The organism is Kineothrix sp. MSJ-39, from assembly GCF_018917935.1.
GTDB lineage: Bacteria > Bacillota > Clostridia > Lachnospirales > Lachnospiraceae > CAG-194.
The window spans coordinates 87744-104065 of record NZ_JAHLPN010000011.1; the positions used below are offsets into that span (position 1 = coordinate 87744).

At 45.0% G+C, this 16322-nt stretch carries 13 protein-coding genes and 1 tRNA gene; 8 read left to right on the top strand and 6 right to left on the bottom strand.

The genetic code is table 11. From position 1 onward, the window contains the following. Positions 1–38: 38 nt before the first annotated feature. From KQI22_RS08690 to KQI22_RS08700, 3 genes are all read right to left on the bottom strand, one after another. Positions 39–1760, bottom strand: a complete 1722-nt coding sequence (locus KQI22_RS08690; protein ID WP_216551688.1) for a methyl-accepting chemotaxis protein — start codon at positions 1758–1760, stop codon at positions 39–41. 12 nt (positions 1761–1772) lie between these two features. Next, positions 1773–2987 (bottom strand): BMP family ABC transporter substrate-binding protein, encoded by a 1215-nt coding sequence (locus tag KQI22_RS08695; protein ID WP_253293572.1) that lies wholly within the window; start codon positions 2985–2987, stop codon positions 1773–1775. Positions 2988–3063: 76 nt separating this feature from the next. Continuing rightward, positions 3064–4722: a SulP family inorganic anion transporter gene (locus tag KQI22_RS08700; protein ID WP_216551689.1), complete on the bottom strand. Its 1659-nt coding sequence runs from the start codon at positions 4720–4722 to the stop codon at positions 3064–3066. Positions 4723–4979: 257 nt separating this feature from the next. Between KQI22_RS08700 and KQI22_RS08705 the strand changes: the two genes are divergently transcribed. The 4 genes from KQI22_RS08705 (at position 4980) to KQI22_RS08720 (ending at position 8183) form a co-directional block, all read left to right on the top strand. Continuing rightward, positions 4980–5387, top strand: coding sequence for a hypothetical protein (locus KQI22_RS08705; protein ID WP_216551690.1), 408 nt, complete (start codon positions 4980–4982; stop codon positions 5385–5387). Positions 5388–5473: 86 nt separating this feature from the next. Beyond that, positions 5474–6043, top strand: a complete 570-nt coding sequence (locus KQI22_RS08710; protein ID WP_216551691.1) for a DUF1653 domain-containing protein — start codon at positions 5474–5476, stop codon at positions 6041–6043. Further along, on the top strand, positions 6043–7137 hold the full coding sequence (gene mutY / locus KQI22_RS08715; protein WP_216551692.1) for an A/G-specific adenine glycosylase: 1095 nt from the start codon (positions 6043–6045) through the stop codon (positions 7135–7137). The genes KQI22_RS08710 and mutY overlap by 1 nt, the downstream gene beginning before the upstream one ends. A 29-nt stretch (positions 7138–7166) precedes the next feature. Next, positions 7167–8183 (top strand): glycosyltransferase family 2 protein, encoded by a 1017-nt coding sequence (locus KQI22_RS08720; protein ID WP_216551693.1) that lies wholly within the window; start codon positions 7167–7169, stop codon positions 8181–8183. Here KQI22_RS08720 and KQI22_RS08725 read toward each other — a convergent pair. Both KQI22_RS08725 and KQI22_RS08730 read right to left on the bottom strand, forming a co-directional pair. Beyond that, entirely contained in the window at positions 8176–8847 is a 672-nt protein-coding gene (locus tag KQI22_RS08725) for a phosphatase PAP2 family protein (protein WP_253293573.1), read from the bottom strand. The two genes, KQI22_RS08720 and KQI22_RS08725, sit on opposite strands and share 8 nt — an antisense overlap. Before the next feature lie 35 nt (positions 8848–8882). Next, on the bottom strand, positions 8883–9809 hold the full coding sequence (locus KQI22_RS08730; protein WP_216551694.1) for a diacylglycerol/lipid kinase family protein: 927 nt from the start codon (positions 9807–9809) through the stop codon (positions 8883–8885). A 284-nt stretch (positions 9810–10093) separates the two neighbouring features. On the opposite strand from KQI22_RS08730, the gene glyA reads away from it, so the two are divergent. Next, positions 10094–11332 (top strand): serine hydroxymethyltransferase, encoded by a 1239-nt coding sequence (gene glyA, locus KQI22_RS08735; protein ID WP_216551695.1) that lies wholly within the window; start codon positions 10094–10096, stop codon positions 11330–11332. Between the two features lie 469 nt (positions 11333–11801). Here the strand turns inward: glyA and KQI22_RS08740 are convergent, their stop codons facing one another. After that, complete coding sequence (locus KQI22_RS08740) at positions 11802–12440, bottom strand: lactate utilization protein (protein ID WP_216551696.1); 639 nt, start codon at positions 12438–12440, stop codon at positions 11802–11804. A 639-nt stretch (positions 12441–13079) separates the two neighbouring features. Between KQI22_RS08740 and KQI22_RS08745 the strand changes: the two genes are divergently transcribed. The 3 genes from KQI22_RS08745 (at position 13080) to KQI22_RS08755 (ending at position 16221) form a co-directional block, all read left to right on the top strand. After that, positions 13080–14555 carry a glycoside hydrolase family 3 N-terminal domain-containing protein gene (locus KQI22_RS08745; RefSeq protein ID WP_216551697.1) on the top strand — a complete coding sequence of 492 codons (1476 nt, stop codon included), beginning with the start codon at positions 13080–13082 and terminating at the stop codon, positions 14553–14555. Positions 14556–14686: 131 nt separating this feature from the next. Beyond that, positions 14687–14759: transfer RNA gene (locus KQI22_RS08750), tRNA-Gly, on the top strand. Between the two features lie 679 nt (positions 14760–15438). Then, complete coding sequence (locus tag KQI22_RS08755) at positions 15439–16221, top strand: Rpn family recombination-promoting nuclease/putative transposase (protein ID WP_216551698.1); 783 nt, start codon at positions 15439–15441, stop codon at positions 16219–16221. Positions 16222–16322 lie beyond the last annotated feature (101 nt).

Here is a 16322-nt window from a genome sequence, read left to right on the forward strand (position 1 = left end):
AGTGTGCGGCTGGCGCACACTTTATTTCTGGAAATATATTAGTTTTCTGTATCCGGCAGAACAAAATTGCTGATGTTCTGTGCCAGCATATCTGCTGTACTTCGCAGGTTTTCCGTAGAATCTTCGATGACCTGGAAGCTGTCTGCCATTTCGGTGATTGCAGCGTTTGTCTGAGCTGTTCCGTCGACATTCTGCTGGGCGATCACAGAGAGGGAATCGATAGCTTCAATGATCTCGCCTCTTGCCTGCTCCAGTTCTTTGGCTTTCTGCTCAATGCTGCGGATCCTTGTGATGGATGCATCCAGCTCATTGATGACACCATTTACCGTATGTTCCGTGCTGTCGATATGTTCATTCTGCTGACTGATGATATCCTGTGTCTGCGTCATGGTATCGACAACCTTCTCGGAATTGTCGATCAGTGTGCTGACGATCTTTTCAATATTGCCGCTTGCTGTATTGGACTGCTCTGCCAGATTCTGGATCTGGGATGCAACAACCGCAAAGCCTCTGCCGGCTTCTCCGGCTCTTGCCGCTTCAATGCTTGCATTTAAGGAGAGCAGATTCGTCTCGGATGCAATCTCGGAAATAAATTGGGAAGCCTTTCGGATATTTTGTGCAGATTCATTTGTCTGGGTTGTCTGCTCGGAAATAACGGAAATCGCTTCTTTTACCTTTTCGCTGATCTCTTTCAGTGCCTCGATCGTCTGTGCAGCCTTATCACTGGACAGCTTCATGGAGTCTGTGCTGTCATTCAGTTCATCGGCTTCTTTTCCGGTTTCAATGATGAGATTACCCATGTGCTGTGCGCTCGCGGAAGCATCTTTTGCACCGCTTGCCTGTGTGTTGGCACCATCCGTCATATCAGAAACCGTCTGCTGTACTGTATGGATTGATGCATAAGTCTGATGTGAGGTCTGTTCCAAGGTATCGGAGGAAGCAACTAAGGTATCTGTTGTTTCTTTGATGCCCTGAATGATCTTTAAAAGCTCTGACTGCAGCATCTGTACTGCTTTTGTCAGATCGCCGATCTCATCGGAGCGGGAGAGGGCTTTCTGATCGAAGGCAACGGTAAGGTTACCTGCGGACACTTCTTTTACGCAGCTGATACTGCGGTTGAGTGCCTTAGTCATGGAAGTTGCACAGATCTGTACGATGATCGCACAAAGTACAATGGCGATCAGCACAGTAAACACGATCGTATTTAAAATATTAATGATGCTGTGGTAAGTCGGCTGTTTTTCAATGCCGGCAAATACCATACCGATCGGAGCGGAAGTATCGTCCTTCTGATAGACCGGTGTGTAATAGCCGTAATAGATCGTGCCGTCCATGGAAATATTGTCACTGAAATAACCTTCGCCCTTTTTCAGAACCTTTTCTGCCACAACATCACCCGCAGGGCTTCCAAGGATCCTGTCCCCGTTTTTGTCAAAGGCGGATGTCATGATACGTTCTGTTCCGTAGAAAAACGTAACATCCATACCGGATTCTTTTTTGATCGTGTCTACCAGCGTTTCAGACTGGGAAATATTGTAGCTGCCCTTCCAGATATCGCCGTTTTCAGCCTGCAGATAAGAGCCTGCATTCTGATCGTAAGCCGCCTGTGTGGCAATAGCCGTTCCTTTCAGGGAATTTTCAACCTGATCGATGATCGACTGCTTTACAATGGTAGAAGCCAGTGCCATGATGATCAGTCCCAGAAGCAGGAGCGGAAGTAAGGAACAAAGTAAGATTTTTTTACGGATTGTCAGTTTCATAAATTCCCCTCCTTATTCAATGATCACAACATTTTGATAGTACCAGTCGATCCCGCCGGTGATCGTGGCATCGTCTAAAGTAGAGCCTTCCTGACCGACTGTTTCTCCGGTATTTGTTGTCATGACGTCGTCAAACACATTGTTCTGTCCGCTTAAGATCGCAGCAGTTGCTTCATCGACCTTTTCCTGCGTTCCCTCTGCGGCAAAGGATGCCAGATTGGTAATACCGACAAGTCCTTCTGCCATACCACCATAGTAGTTGCTGCCATCCCAACTGCCATCGATGATACTTTTGACAGCGGAGGTGTAGTAAGCACTCCAGTTCCAGATCACACTTGTCAGACAGGAATCCGGTGTTTCCTTACTCATATCTGAATTATAGCCGATCCCGTAAACGCCGCGTTCCTGTGCCAGCGTCTGCGGATAAGCCGTATCGCAGTGCTGTGCCATGACATCGCAGCCCATATCCAGAAGTTGTCTGGAGGCAGCTTCTTCCTTTGCCGGATCGTACCAGCTGTTTGTTACAATGACATTGATCTTTGCATCGGGATTGACGCTGGCAACACCGATCGCGAATGCATCGATACCGCCTGTCACTTCGGAATTGGAAGAGTCCTGTGCGGCAACATAACCGATCTGGTTGCTTTTTGTATTCATACCTGCGACAATACCGCTTAAATAGCGTGCCTGATAAATGCGCCCGAAATAGTTATTGAAGTTTTTACCGTTGGACATGTATCCAGTGCCATGTGAAAAATAGATATCGGGATATTCCTCAGCCATGGCTGCGGTTGTCTCCATGTAACCCCAGCTTGTGGTAAAGATGATATTGCAGCCCTCATCGATACATTCCCTGATAGAAGCCTCGGTTGCCTGTGTATCACTGTCGTCTACGATCTTGCGTACGATCTGATCGGAAGACAGCCCGAGATTTTCCTGCATGCCCTGGATACCAAGGTCATGTGTGTAGGAATAGCCGCTGCCTTCACCGGGATCGGATATGTACAGAACACCGACTTTGATATCCTCCCTGGCAATACCTGTGGTGGCTGTGTTATCTGATTCTGAAGCGGCTGTCTCTGTGTCAGCTTTGGCTTCTGCCTTTTCGGTCTGATAGCCTTCATTGGTAGCATAATCATCCGGTACGTTGTTCTGACTGCCACAGCCAACGAGCAGTCCGACAAGTGCCAGGATCATGCAGATCTGTTTCCCCTTGCCTTTCACCATATGTAATTCTCCTTTTTGACAAAATGACTTTACTATCTACATTTTAGCACAATGTACATAAAACACAATCAAAAAGTTAGTTTGATGATACGATCTGTGCGGCTCTATTCAGGGCATCATCGATATGGGCACAGAAATTTTCTTTTCCGACTTCTTCGATAAAACCGTCTTTTTCCATTGTCCGCATCGGCTGCTCATTCACATGGGAGAAAACGAGCTGTACGCCGCTTTTCTGACAGCGCTCATAAAGCTGCTCCAGAGAACGCATAGCAGTGGCATCCAGTGCCGGAACCCCACGCATACGAATGACCAGACATTTGGTGAAGTCTTTTAATGTGATCTCGGCGATACGCTCCGCAACACCGAAGAACATAGGGCCGGAAATTTCATAGACACGTACCTGATGCGGTACTGTTTTGTGATCGATGGAATCCGGATCTTCTTCTTTTTCGTCATAGTAAACCCAGCCCTTTACTTCGGCTTCTTCGCTCATACGCTTGATGAAAAGCAGGCAGGCTGCGATCATACCGATCTCGATGGCAACGACCAGATCAAATACGACTGTCAGCACGAAAGTAGCGGTCAGGACGATGATATCGCTTTTCGGTGCTGTTTTACACAGATGGACAAAGGTACGCCAGCCACACATATTGTAAGCGACCATAAACAGGATCGCTGCAATGGCAGGCATTGGGATGAGTGCTGCATAAGGCATCAGCACAACAAGTACAAGCAGAAGGACAACGGAATGTACCATACCGGCAATCGGGGTACGTCCGCCGTTTTTGATGTTGGCAGCCGTTCTGGCAATGGCACCTGTAGCAGGGATACCACCGAATAAAACGGAACCGATATTGCCGACACCCTGTGCGATCAGCTCCATATTGGAGCGGTGCTTGGAATTGATCATACTGTCAGCGACTACGCAGGACAGAAGTGATTCAATGGCTGCAAGGATCGCGATCGTAAAGCCGTCCGACATCTCACTCTGGATGATGGCGAGGCTTAAATGCGGGAAACGGAAATGCGGAAGGCTGGAACTGATCGTATACAGATCACCGATCGTATTTACCTTCATATGCAGACATTTTACCAGTACGATACCGACGATAACGGCGATCAGAGAGCCGGGGATCTTTTCGGATACGAGCGGCCAGAGGATCAGGATCGCAAGGCAGATCAGCCCGACGAGCAGTGCCTGCATATTGATCGTATTAAAATAATGGCAGACGGCTTTTACCTTATCGACTGTCTCGATCGGCTTTACACCTGCCTCATAGGTCAGACCGAAAAAGTCCTTTAACTGTCCGATCACGATCGTAACGGCAATACCGGCTGTAAAGCCGGTTGTAATGGTAAACGGGATAAAACGGATCAGACTGCCAAGTCGGAAGACACCCATTAAGATCAGCAGAACACCTGCGATCAGGGTAGCGACCACAAGACCGTCCATTCCGTTTTTTGCGACGATCCCCGCAACGATCGTTGCAAAGGCTGCGGTAGGTCCGGCGATCTGGACACGGCTTCCGCCTAAAAACGAGATCAGAAAGCCTGCGATAATGGCTGTGTAGATACCTTCCTCCGGTCCGACACCGGAAGCGAGGGCAAGTGCGATAGACAGGGGCAGTGCGATGATTGCAACGATGATACCTGCCACAACGTCTTTCAGAAACTGCTCTTTCGTGTAAGTTTTCATCACACTGAAAAGCTTGGGTTTGAGTTTTTCCTTATTCATTTTTTCATTCTCCTCATAAGTTCAAAAATGCGTTTGCCGAGATGCAGCAAACGCATTAAAAATAGCACTTCCCATTATAAATGTAAATGTACAAATAGTACAAAATCAGCCGGACTTATAAAACCAGGATGGAAAGGATTGAAAGTGCAGCAAAATCAACGCTGATAAAAATATGTATGGAAATTTCAATATAGAGACATAAATAGGACTTTATATAAGTACAATAGAACCATCACAGGCAAACGGAGGGTTATAAAATGAGACATACAAAAGAAAGTAAAATGAAAAACGGAATAGAAACGATGATGATCGCAGTGCTTTTTGTGGTAGTGCTTTCGCTCTTGTTTTCCATTCATGTGCAGAGCAGGGAAGCAGATACAGCCCTGACAAACACAGCGTATTATCAGGAACAGGAAAAACAATACCGGAAAGACTGCCGCAAGATCCTGGATGCATACGGATGCTATGACAGTGGTATTACAATGACAAGAGTGGTGGAAGCAGACGGACGTACTTACCAGCTTATGATCCACAATGCGCATTTTGCGGTTATGACGGAAAAAGAGAGAAATGATCTGAAAGAGGCACTTACAGCGGAATTTTTTGGTGCACAGATCCCCCAGATCGGACTTCAGATTGAACTGACAGGAATTACCACGGAATAGTTTGACCGGGCAGGAGCTAAAATGCATGACAAAAAGAGGGATGTGCGTTATACTTGATACAGAAAAGTGAACAAGGAGTGAGAACTTTGAGAGAAGATCCGAAACCATTTGAAATTTATAAACACTTTAAAGGAGATAAGTATCAGGTGCTTATGCTGGCAACAGATTCCGAGACAAAGGAGCGTGCTGTGGTATATCAGGCATTATATGGAGACTATACAGTATATGTCAGACCGCTTGCCATGTTTATGAGTGAGACGGATCATACAAAATATCCGGATGCAGCGCAAAAGTACCGCTTTGAAAAAGTAGAGAAAAAAGAAGAGGACGGCGTGACCGAAACAGAAGAAAGTGCCAGTACTTCCGTTGTTTCAGACAAGGTGCTGACGGAACTTGCAAAGGAAGAAATGAACGAAGAAAATGCAGCCTATAAAGCGCTGGATCCTTCCGTGCTGGCCTTTCTTGAGTCACATTCCTATGAAGACAGGCTGAATATACTGGCATCTCTGCATGATCGTATTACGGATGATATGATCAATACCATGGCAGTGGCCATTGATGTGGAAATCGAGCCTGGCGATCTGGAACAGCGTTATATGGAACTGAAGAACTGTCTGTTAATGAAAGAAAAGTTTGAACGGGTAAGGCTGCACTGATGAAGGAATATCAGATTGGAAATGAGATCATTCCACCGCTTCTTGCGTGGTATGACGGAGCAAAGCGGATACTGCCGTGGCGCGGGACAAAAGATCCTTACAGGATCTGGGTATCCGAGATCATGCTGCAGCAGACAAGAGTAGAAGCGGTAAAGCCGTATTATGACAGATTTATGCAGGCTCTTCCGACCGTGTGCGATTTGGCTGGAGCAGAAGAATCCTATCTGCTGAAGCTCTGGGAAGGGCTTGGCTATTACAATCGTGTACGGAATATGCAGAAGGCTGCGCAGATCCTGGTGGAGAAGTTTGATGGGGAAATGCCGGCTGATGCAAAGGAAATCCTTGCACTGCCCGGGATCGGCAGTTATACGATGGGGGCGATCGCCTCGATCGCATTTCAGATTCCGCTTCCCGCAGTAGACGGAAATGTGCTGCGGATCCTCACCAGATTATACGGCGATGATTCGGATATTCTGGATCCACGGTTTAAAAAGAAAATGGAAGAATCGCTTGCATGTATTATGCCAAAGGACAGACCGGGAGATGTGAATCAGGCGATGATGGAGCTTGGGGCGACGGTCTGCCTGCCAAACGGAATGCCAAAATGTGAAAGCTGCCCGTGGTATGAGCGATGTATCGCCCGAAAAGAGGACAGACTGAGAGAAATTCCGTATAAGGCACCGAAGAAGTCGCGAAAAAAAGAAAAAAAGACAGTATTTCTGATCTGTGACGGCGACCGGATCCTGATCCACAAGAGAGGAAAGACGGGGCTTCTGGCAGGTTTGTATGAATTTCCGAATGTGGAAGGCTGGCTGGCAGATGAGCAGGTCAAGCAGCAGGTACAAAAGCTGGGATATGAGCCGCTGTATCTGGAACGGCTGCAGGACAGTGTACACATTTTTACTCATAAGGAATGGCATATGCAGGGCTGGCTTATCCGCGTGGCAGCAGCATGGCCGCAGGAGGTGCAGCAGGCAGACTATCATCTGATCCTGCCGCAGGAGATAGAAGCCGCCTATCCGATCCCGAGTGCGTTCAGAGCCTATACGAACGGGCTTCATATTGCACTTGGCAATGCACATTTTTTGCGATAAAATAGACAAAAATACGAAGGGAAAACGGTATGAAACTTTTAACAATAACGGTACCCTGTTACAACTCACAGGATTATCTGGACAGATGTATGGAGTCCCTGCTCGTCGGCGGAGAAGATGTGGAGATCCTGATCGTGGATGATGGTTCTACCGACCGGACAGCCGAAATGGCAGATGCCTATGCGCAGAAATATCCGGCGATCGTCAGAGCGATCCATAAGCCGAACGGTGGACATGGCTCTGCCGTCAACACGGGGATCGCCAATGCAACAGGTCTGTTTTTTAAGGTTGTGGACAGTGATGACTGGGTAAAAGAAGAATCGTATTATGAGATCCTGCAGGCACTCAGAGAGCTGGTCGTAAGCGGGCAGCAGATCGATATGCTTCTGGCTAATTATGTATATGAGAAGCAGGGAGAAAAGCGGAAAAAAGTTGTTTCCTTCCGTCATGCACTGCCGAAAAATGAAATTTTTACATGGGATCAGGTCAGACATTTTAATAAGACACAGTACATTCTGATGCATTCCATCATCTACCGGACGAAGCTGCTGCATGACTGCGGACTGGAGCTTCCGGAGCATACTTTTTATGTAGATAATATTTTTGCATTTAATCCGCTTCCGTATGTGAAGAAGATTTATTATATTGATACCAATTTTTACAGATATTACATCGGACGGGCAGACCAGTCCGTCAATGAAAAGGTTATGATCAGCAGAGTCGATCAGCAGATCAAGGTCAATAAGCTGATGGTGGATTACCTGACGACAACCAAGATCACCAACAGAAAAACCTATAATTACATGGTAAAGTATCTGGATATCATCACGACGGTATCTTCCATTATGCTGATCCGGGCACGGACAGAAGAAGCCATTGAGAAAAAAGAGGAGCTTTGGGCATATATCCATCAAAAAAATCCGAAAGTCTTTCTTCGTCTGCGGTACGGACTTTTGGGAAATACCATGAATCTGCCCGGCAGAAGCGGAAGAAGAATTTCGGAGTTTTTATACAGGCTTGCGCAAAAGGTAATGAAATTTAACTAAGCTCTGAATCTGTATGATATTTAGGAGCCTGTGCTCTTGCAGGAAGCAGATATACAGGAATATACAGAATAACAAACAGAGCAAAAGCAGTCAGTACATCAAACATGGAATGCTGTTTGATGAAAAGCGTCGACAATATAATAGCAGTAGAAAGCAGTATGGAGCCATATCGGATCGGTCGGATGGCTCCGATTTTTTTGTTATGACAGATCGCTGCATTACATGCCATGGAATTGAAACAGTGGATGCTCGGGAATACATTGGTCGGTGTATCGGTCGCATACATTGCTTTGACCAGTGATACACAGAAATTGTCATGTGCAAAGGTTGTCGGACGGAGCTGGAGGCCGTTTGGATAGACATAGGATACGATCAAAAACAAAGTCATACCGACGCCAAGTGTCAGACACAGCTTATAGTAATCCTTCCGCTCCAGAAAAACGAAGGTAACGACCGTAGCTGCCACATAAAGAAACCAGAGGTAGTACGGGATCACAAAGTATTCGCAGAACGGGATCTTGCGGTCAATGCTCATTTCGATGATATGGATCTGCGAGACAGGTTTTTTTTCCAGATAGAAAAAGACGAGCAGATACACCGGTGCATACAAGATCGGAAGCAGTGCGTGTTTATATTGTTTACAAAATGAAATAATGCGGTTCATGAAATCTTCCTTTCAAAACAGCCTGAGAAAGCTGCTTATTGATAATAGCGTAACCTGCCGTCTGTTGTAGCGGTCAGTTCTTTATAATGTCCCATGATCTCACCATCCGTATGGATGCAAAGTGGTCTGGAGGTGACGATGCGGATAGATTTTGCACGGTAAGAATGGATTCCGCGATGCCCGACATGACCACCAAAGACTGCAAGCGGGATCAGCAGAAGAACACGGAACTTGGAAACATTACCGGCAACACAGATGTCAAGCATGCCATCCGTTGCATCTGCCTTCGGACAGAATTTAAAGCCGCCGCCCTCATAAGGCTGCTGCATTATGGCAGCGAACATAAAGTGGTGAAAGTGCACAGGCGGTTTATCGTCTAAATACAGATCACAGGAAACCGGTTTTAAAAGCAGCAGCTGCTTTAAGGCAATGCTGACATAGGTCAGTTTGCCGAGGCCAAGCCGGTTCAGTACTTTTTTGGCGGGAGATCGTAATGCCTCTTCACAGATCGAAGCATCATACCCAATGCCGGAGCTGACGGCAAATTTTCTCTTTTTATGTCCGCAGTGGACAATGCCGAGATCTGTTTGGGCTTCTGATTTCTTTCTGATCGTGCGCATGGCATCTTCTGGGATATCACTGATATGGAGTGCTCTTGCAAAGTCATTGCTTGTTCCGGCGGGCAGATAAGTAACATAGGTATGTTCCGGATCCAGAATGCTGTTGATCACACAGTTTAAAGTACCGTCGCCGCCAAGGACAAGTATTTGATTGGGAACGGCATTATGCGCATAAAGACACGGATCCGTGATGGAGCGCGTGTAGCGGCAGGTATCCTGCGCTGATTTTGTAAAATGCACAATGTAAGTGAGCTTTTCCGCTTCCAGTATTTTCTTCAGCTCGCGCCATTTTGTCCTGCCAAGCCCTGTTTTGGCACTCGGATTCACAATGATATGGTACATTCTGTATGCCTCCTCCTGTGTACATGGCAGAATACCGTTATGTATCTGCTTATATCGTATCAGTCTATCATAAAGTAAAAATACGTTCTAGCCTTATTGAGAAAAAATAAGGGAAATTTAATGATTTCCGCGGGAAAATACAGGATCCTATGACAGATGCTTCTGGGCAGCTGTCAGATTTTCTTGTGATATTTCATATTTTCATACATGGGAAAATATGCTATACTGACTGCGACAACGCAAAAAGCGAGTTCACATCAGAAAGATAAACAGGAGGAGAGGACATGTATTCACTAGACGAAGTAAGAAAAGTAGACCCTGAAATTGCAGAGGCAATCGTAGCAGAACAGAACAGACAGAACGATCATATCGAATTGATCGCCTCAGAAAACTGGGTAAGTAAGGCAGTTATGGCAGCAATGGGTTCGCCACTGACAAATAAATACGCAGAAGGATATCCGGGCAAGCGTTATTATGGCGGTTGTGAATGTGTTGATGTAGTGGAAAATCTTGCAAGAGAAAGAGCAAAAGAGCTGTTTGGATGCGATTATGCCAATGTACAGCCACATTCCGGTGCACAGGCAAATATGGCAGTATTCTTTGCCGTTATGCAGCCGGGTGATACCTTTATGGGTATGAACTTAGATCACGGCGGACATTTGTCACATGGATCACCGGTAAATATGTCCGGTAAATATTTCCACTGTGTACCTTATGGTGTTAATGATGAAGGCTTTATCGATTATGATAAGGTAAGAGAGATCGCACTGGAATGTAAACCAAAGATGATCGTTGCAGGTGCTTCCGCTTATGCTCGTAAGATCGACTTTAAGAAATTCCGTGAGATCGCCGATGAAGTCGGTGCTGTACTTATGGTGGATATGGCGCATATTGCAGGTCTGGTCGCAACAGGTATGCATGAAAGCCCGATCCCATACGCAGACGTTGTAACAACCACAACACACAAGACACTGCGCGGACCACGTGGTGGCATGATCCTCTGCAATCAGGAAGCAGCAGATAAATATAATTTCAACAAGGCAATTTTCCCTGGTATTCAGGGCGGTCCACTGATGCATGTGATCGCAGCAAAAGCAGTCTGCTTCAAGGAAGCACTTTCCGATGATTTCAAAGCATACGGAAAAGCTGTCGTTGATAATGCGCAGGCACTTTGCAAAGGTCTGATGGACAGAGATATCAAGATCGTATCCGGTGGTACAGACAATCATCTGATGCTGATCGACCTGACAAATTACGGTCTGACCGGTAAAGCGATCGAAAAGCTGCTGGATCAGGCACATATCACTGCCAATAAGAATACGATCCCGAATGATCCACAGTCTCCGTTTGTCACAAGCGGTATCCGTTTGGGAACACCGGCTGTAACCTCCCGTGGCATGAACACAGAAGATATGGATCAGATCGCAGAAGCGATCGCACTTGTGATCAAGGGCGGTGAGGAAAAAGTACCGGAAGCTGCTGCGATCGTAAAGAAATTAACAGAGAAGTATCCGTTATTATAAATTGCATATGACAGGCATTTTATAAAAGAATAAAAGCTTCCTGCCGGAAATGTTTCCGGGCGGGAAGCTTTCTTTTGCTTTTTAGTAAAGAAGTGTGCAAAATGTGCCAAAACACAAAGAAATTCTTGCATTCCTGTATGTTCTCCGTTATACTGACCTAGAACAAGCGGTTCTTTTCACTTGTTTTCCAAAGAAATACATCTTTCAGGATGAATCATGTGGTCTCCAGTCTTCGGAGTCTGAATTCTCGCCGGTTCGGTAATTTTTCAAACACATAAATCATGACAGAAAAAGGTGCTGAATAAAAAATCCCATCATATCTCATGCATTTCTAAAGGGTGATCAAGGTTTTTCTATACATATCTAGAGGTCTGTTGGCACATCTGAAAACATTAGGGGGGAGATAATCATTTCGTATGACACTTTTCAAGTGGACAACAGATTTGTCCTGATTGTATGTAAGTCCTGTTTAGAATCCCAAATTTTCTCCAACTAAAAAGACTTTGATCCGACCGACATGACCGCTTCTTCTAGTGATCACGATCTGATTGCAGATACAGTCCGGTGAAAGACAGTTTTCGCAGCTGCCCGTAACGGTGCAGGGTGTTTTTTTGTTAAGGCGCAGCGTATTTGGTGGTGTGGCGATATTTTGTACACGGGAAAGACCTGTACCGATATCTGTAACAACTTTATTCATGCCTGCAATAATAAATACCTGCTTCGGTCCCTGGATCAGGCAGGCAACACGATTGCCATTGCCATCGATATTGATCAGTTCACCATCTAAAGTAATTGCGTTTGTGCTCATCAGATAATAATCGGCCAGAACAGATTTTGCAAAGATCTGTCGTGACTCTTCGGGGGATCTGGCAGTTGTGCGGTCGATCATAGTGTAGCTGCCCGCCTGCTGCAGTGCATCCATAAGCCCGCATTCATTCAGCGTCTGGGATCCACCCCAGGCGATAGAAGATCCGTTCTCAAACATCGGCAGGATCGTATCAAGAAGTGCCTGACTGTTTTCGCAGTAAAATCCTTCCATATTCCTTTTTTCAAGATTTTTTATTATACTCTTTGCCTTCAGTGCGAAGGCGTCTGTTACAAATGACATAACACTACTCCTTTCTTTTCGGGACAATATTGATGATATTATTTTATCAATTTCTGTGATCGAGTACCAGTACTATCTGTAGGAATATATGAAAATAAAGCAGAATGCAGATATAAAAAGACAGAAAAACGAAGAAACAGGAATGAGTTTAACAAAAACTACATATCCAGCATAGAAAAGACGGTAAAAAATATAAAAAGTAGAAAAAAGTAAAAAAATAATAAGAAAAATGTAAAATTGTGTTGACAAATAAAAGGGCAGACTATATAATAAGATCATACAAAAGAAATTCACATAGATGCTACAAAATCTATAGAAAGAGAGGTACACTCCACCAGAAACATAAGTAAAGTACAAAAGATAAAATAATTTATCTGATTTGTACAGGAAAAAAAGAAGTCGTAATCGAGTACAGTAAGAGAAGCAGCAACGGACAAATGACAAAGAGAGATCAACCTGCTGCAGTACAATCAGTACAAAGGAAAAATGGAAAGAGTTACAACAGAATACGGAGGTAGGTCCAATGGATCAAGCAGTTATTTAGCGGGTATCAGTCGAAAAGGATTGATACCCGCTAAGCTTTTGTGATAAGATAAATATTACATATATCTTATCAGTTCCGGATGGGAGGTTTGTACAGTGGAATTTGAATCTGGCGGATTGAGTCGGGAAGAGATCAGAAAGAAAAGAAGACAAAAAGAAAGAAAACGTGCATTGCTGGTATTGGGCAGCATTGCAGCGGCAGTCTGTCTGGTGCTAGGCATCGGGATCGCAGTACTTGTACATACAATTTCTTCTAACCATGCACAGAAGCAGGAGGCGGCAAAGCAGGCCATGCTGGAACAGCAGGCAGCGGAGAAAGAGACGGCCGCAGCTCTGGCTGAAGCCAAGAGACAGGAAGAGCTGGAAGCACAGGAGGCGGAAGAAGCAGAAACGGCAGAAGCCGAGCCTACGAATGCACCGGAAGAAACAGATGCTTCATCAGATGAAGTGACAGATACTGACACCACGGATGAGACGGCATCTGATCAGACAGATGCGGCAAATCAGGAAGATGCGGAAGCAGTTCTGGAGGAAATGGTTGCATCGCAGATCGAAGGAATGTCCATAGAGCAGAAGGTGGCAGCCCTTTTCTTCGTGACACCGGAGCAGCTGCTTGGAATTGAAACACCGGTTACAGAGGTGGGCAGCAGCATCAGTGAGAAACTGAACCAGTATCCGGTCGGTGGTATTGTTCTGAAAGCGGATAATATTGCGAGTGCAGAAGGACTTTCGGAAATGGTTTCCAATCTGCAGGTATTTACGCAAAACTCTCTGTTTATCGGAATCAGTGATGAGGGCGGAGAGGACAGCCCGTTCATAACGTCCGGTATTTCGGAAAATGTGATCGCTTCACAGGAGGAGATCGCAGAATCTTTGGGAAATACAGGTGCATACAGTGCAGGTATTTCTCTGGGCAGCGAGTTAAAGCAGTTTGGATTTAATGTGGATTTTGCACCACTTGCAGATGTTTCTTTGAAAGAGGGCAGTATTGCAGAGGAAAGAGGTTTTGGAAAAGATGCCGCAACCAATGCAGAGCTTGCCAGAAATGTTGTGAAGGGTCTGACAGACCAGAGTATATTCGCCGGCGTAAAATATTTCCCGGGATATGGAGATGCAACGCAGGAAGGAAACGGTGGACAGATTATTTCACAGCGTACAAGGGATGATCTGAAAGCGGAATATGCACCATATCAGGAAGCAATCGATGCAGGGGCTGAATTTTTGATGATATCCCATGTCAGCCTTCCTAAGATCAGAGGCGATAAGAGACCAGCATCTCTTTCACCGGAGATCATTACGGATATCGTCAGGGAAGAATGGGGCTATGACGGTATTGTCATCACGGATTACATGGATAAGTCCTGCATCTATCAGAAATACACTTATGCGGAAGCGGCAGTAGGTGCGATCGAAGCGGGTGCGGACATGATCCTTTCCACAAAGAATTTTGCAAAGTCCTATAATGGTATTTTGGATGCAGTTAAGAAGGGGCAGTTGACAGAGGAGCGGATCGACCAGTCTCTGACAAGGATCTACAAAGTGAAATTTGCTTCCAAGGTAGCGGGATATTAAGCCTGCGAAAGCTGCTGCTTTGGATGGATACAGTGCTAAGAAAAAAGTTTGCAAAAAGTTTAGAAAAACGGTTGACAAAAAATAAGGAATTATGTATTATATATCTTGCCCGCTGAAAAGCAGGGCAACATGCGCGAGTGGCTCAGTTGGTGGAGCGCGACCTTGCCAAGGTCGAGGCCGCGGGTTCGAGTCCCGTCTCGCGCTCTTATTTTTTACACGAAAAAGGAGCATCCAAGAGGATGCCCCTTTTTTTCGTGTAAGAAGAGCCCGAAAGGGCTCTTCACAATGGCATGAATTAAAATTCATACCAGGTTCGAGGTCTCAGCCCACGTGAAGTGGGCTTCGGTCCGCGCAAAACCGAGGTCCGCCGGACCTCGTGCGCCGTCTCGCGCTCTTATTTTTTACACGAAAAAGGAGCATCCAAGAGGATGCCCCTTTTTTTCGTGTAAGAAGAGCCCGAAAGGGCTCTTCACAATGGCATGAATTAAAATTCATACCAGGTTCGAGGTCTCAGCCCACGTGAAGTGGGCTTCGGTCCGCGCAAAACCGAGGTCCGCCGGACCTCGTGCGCCGTCTCGCGCTCTTATTTTTTACACGAAAAGGATATCCCATAAGGATATCCTTTTTTCGTGTGCAAGAGCACATGAAATATTAAGTTGTCTCTGTCTGCTATTTATGTTAAACTGACTGCAAGCAGAAAGTCAAAATCATATTTTATATGGAATGTTCTGTCATTCCATGATCTATTTATCTGAAATATTCTAAGAAACTTCACTGCTTAAATTCCACAAACAAACGAATAGCAGGGAGGTCTTAGGCTGGAACAAAAGTAGATTCTGATGTGATCAGGTATAGTAAACCTCCCAACGAAGAGGAGGTCAAAATGACAGAAACACTGAAGAACACTCTATATGAAGCCACACAATCGAGAGGAGTTAATTTCGATGAAATTGGTATTACAAATGATTTGATGTTTGGCACAGTATACAAGAATCCGGAGTACTGCAAGGAACTTTTGCAGCGTATACTGCAGATCGATATTGTTGAAATTGGAATTGTTGAACCGCAGAAAACAATAAAAACGACATTGATTGGAAAAGGAATTCGGATTGATATTTATGCGAAAGACAGTCAAGGGAATGTTTATGATATCGAAATGCAGTCAACAGAAGAAACAGATTTACACCTGAGGACACGTTATTATCACAGCGAGATGGACAGCTACCAAATCCGCGCAGGGCAGAAATATAAGAATCTGAAGAAATCAGTTGTGATATTTATTTGTACCTTTGATCCATTTGAGGATAACAGAAGTATTTATACATTTGCAACGATCTGTAAGGAAAATAAAGGAATTGTTTTAGAAGATAAGCGATTAACCTATTTTGTAAATATTCATGGAAGCCGGGCTGGAATTAGCAGGAAAACCGTAGATCTTTTGGATTATTTTAAAACTGGTAAACCGACAGATATTTATACAAAAAACATTCAAGATCAGGTCGAGATAATAAGAGATGATAATGAATGGAGGGAAAATTATATGACGATTGAGATGAAAATGGATCAGAAATATGAGGATGGATTGAAGCATGGTAGAATCGAGGGCGAAAAGATTGGCAGAGCAGAAGGCGAAATAGGTAAAGAAAAGGTAAAATATACCCAATAAAGTGGACGCAATAAGAAGAAGGGTTCCTTAAAAATGGACATAAGAAAAAGGGATAAAAACCTGGATTATGGACAGTAAAAGAAGGGGATTTCTTCTGGTAG

Bases quoted from the DNA above. Each gene is read 5' to 3' on its own strand.
- KQI22_RS08725 (WP_253293573.1), bottom strand. From the start codon at position 8,847: ATGAACCGCATTATTTCATTTTGTAAACAATATAAACACGCACTGCTT.
- mutY (WP_216551692.1), top strand. From the start codon at position 6,043: ATGAAGGAATATCAGATTGGAAATGAGATCATTCCACCGCTTCTTGCG.
- KQI22_RS08755 (WP_216551698.1), top strand. From the start codon at position 15,439: ATGACAGAAACACTGAAGAACACTCTATATGAAGCCACACAATCGAGA.
- KQI22_RS08700 (WP_216551689.1), bottom strand. From the start codon at position 4,722: ATGAATAAGGAAAAACTCAAACCCAAGCTTTTCAGTGTGATGAAAACT.
- glyA (WP_216551695.1), top strand. From the start codon at position 10,094: ATGTATTCACTAGACGAAGTAAGAAAAGTAGACCCTGAAATTGCAGAG.
- KQI22_RS08740 (WP_216551696.1), bottom strand. From the start codon at position 12,440: ATGTCATTTGTAACAGACGCCTTCGCACTGAAGGCAAAGAGTATAATA.
- KQI22_RS08730 (WP_216551694.1), bottom strand. From the start codon at position 9,809: ATGTACCATATCATTGTGAATCCGAGTGCCAAAACAGGGCTTGGCAGG.
- KQI22_RS08705 (WP_216551690.1), top strand. From the start codon at position 4,980: ATGAGACATACAAAAGAAAGTAAAATGAAAAACGGAATAGAAACGATG.
- KQI22_RS08695 (WP_253293572.1), bottom strand. From the start codon at position 2,987: ATGGTGAAAGGCAAGGGGAAACAGATCTGCATGATCCTGGCACTTGTC.
- KQI22_RS08690 (WP_216551688.1), bottom strand. From the start codon at position 1,760: ATGAAACTGACAATCCGTAAAAAAATCTTACTTTGTTCCTTACTTCCG.
- KQI22_RS08720 (WP_216551693.1), top strand. From the start codon at position 7,167: ATGAAACTTTTAACAATAACGGTACCCTGTTACAACTCACAGGATTAT.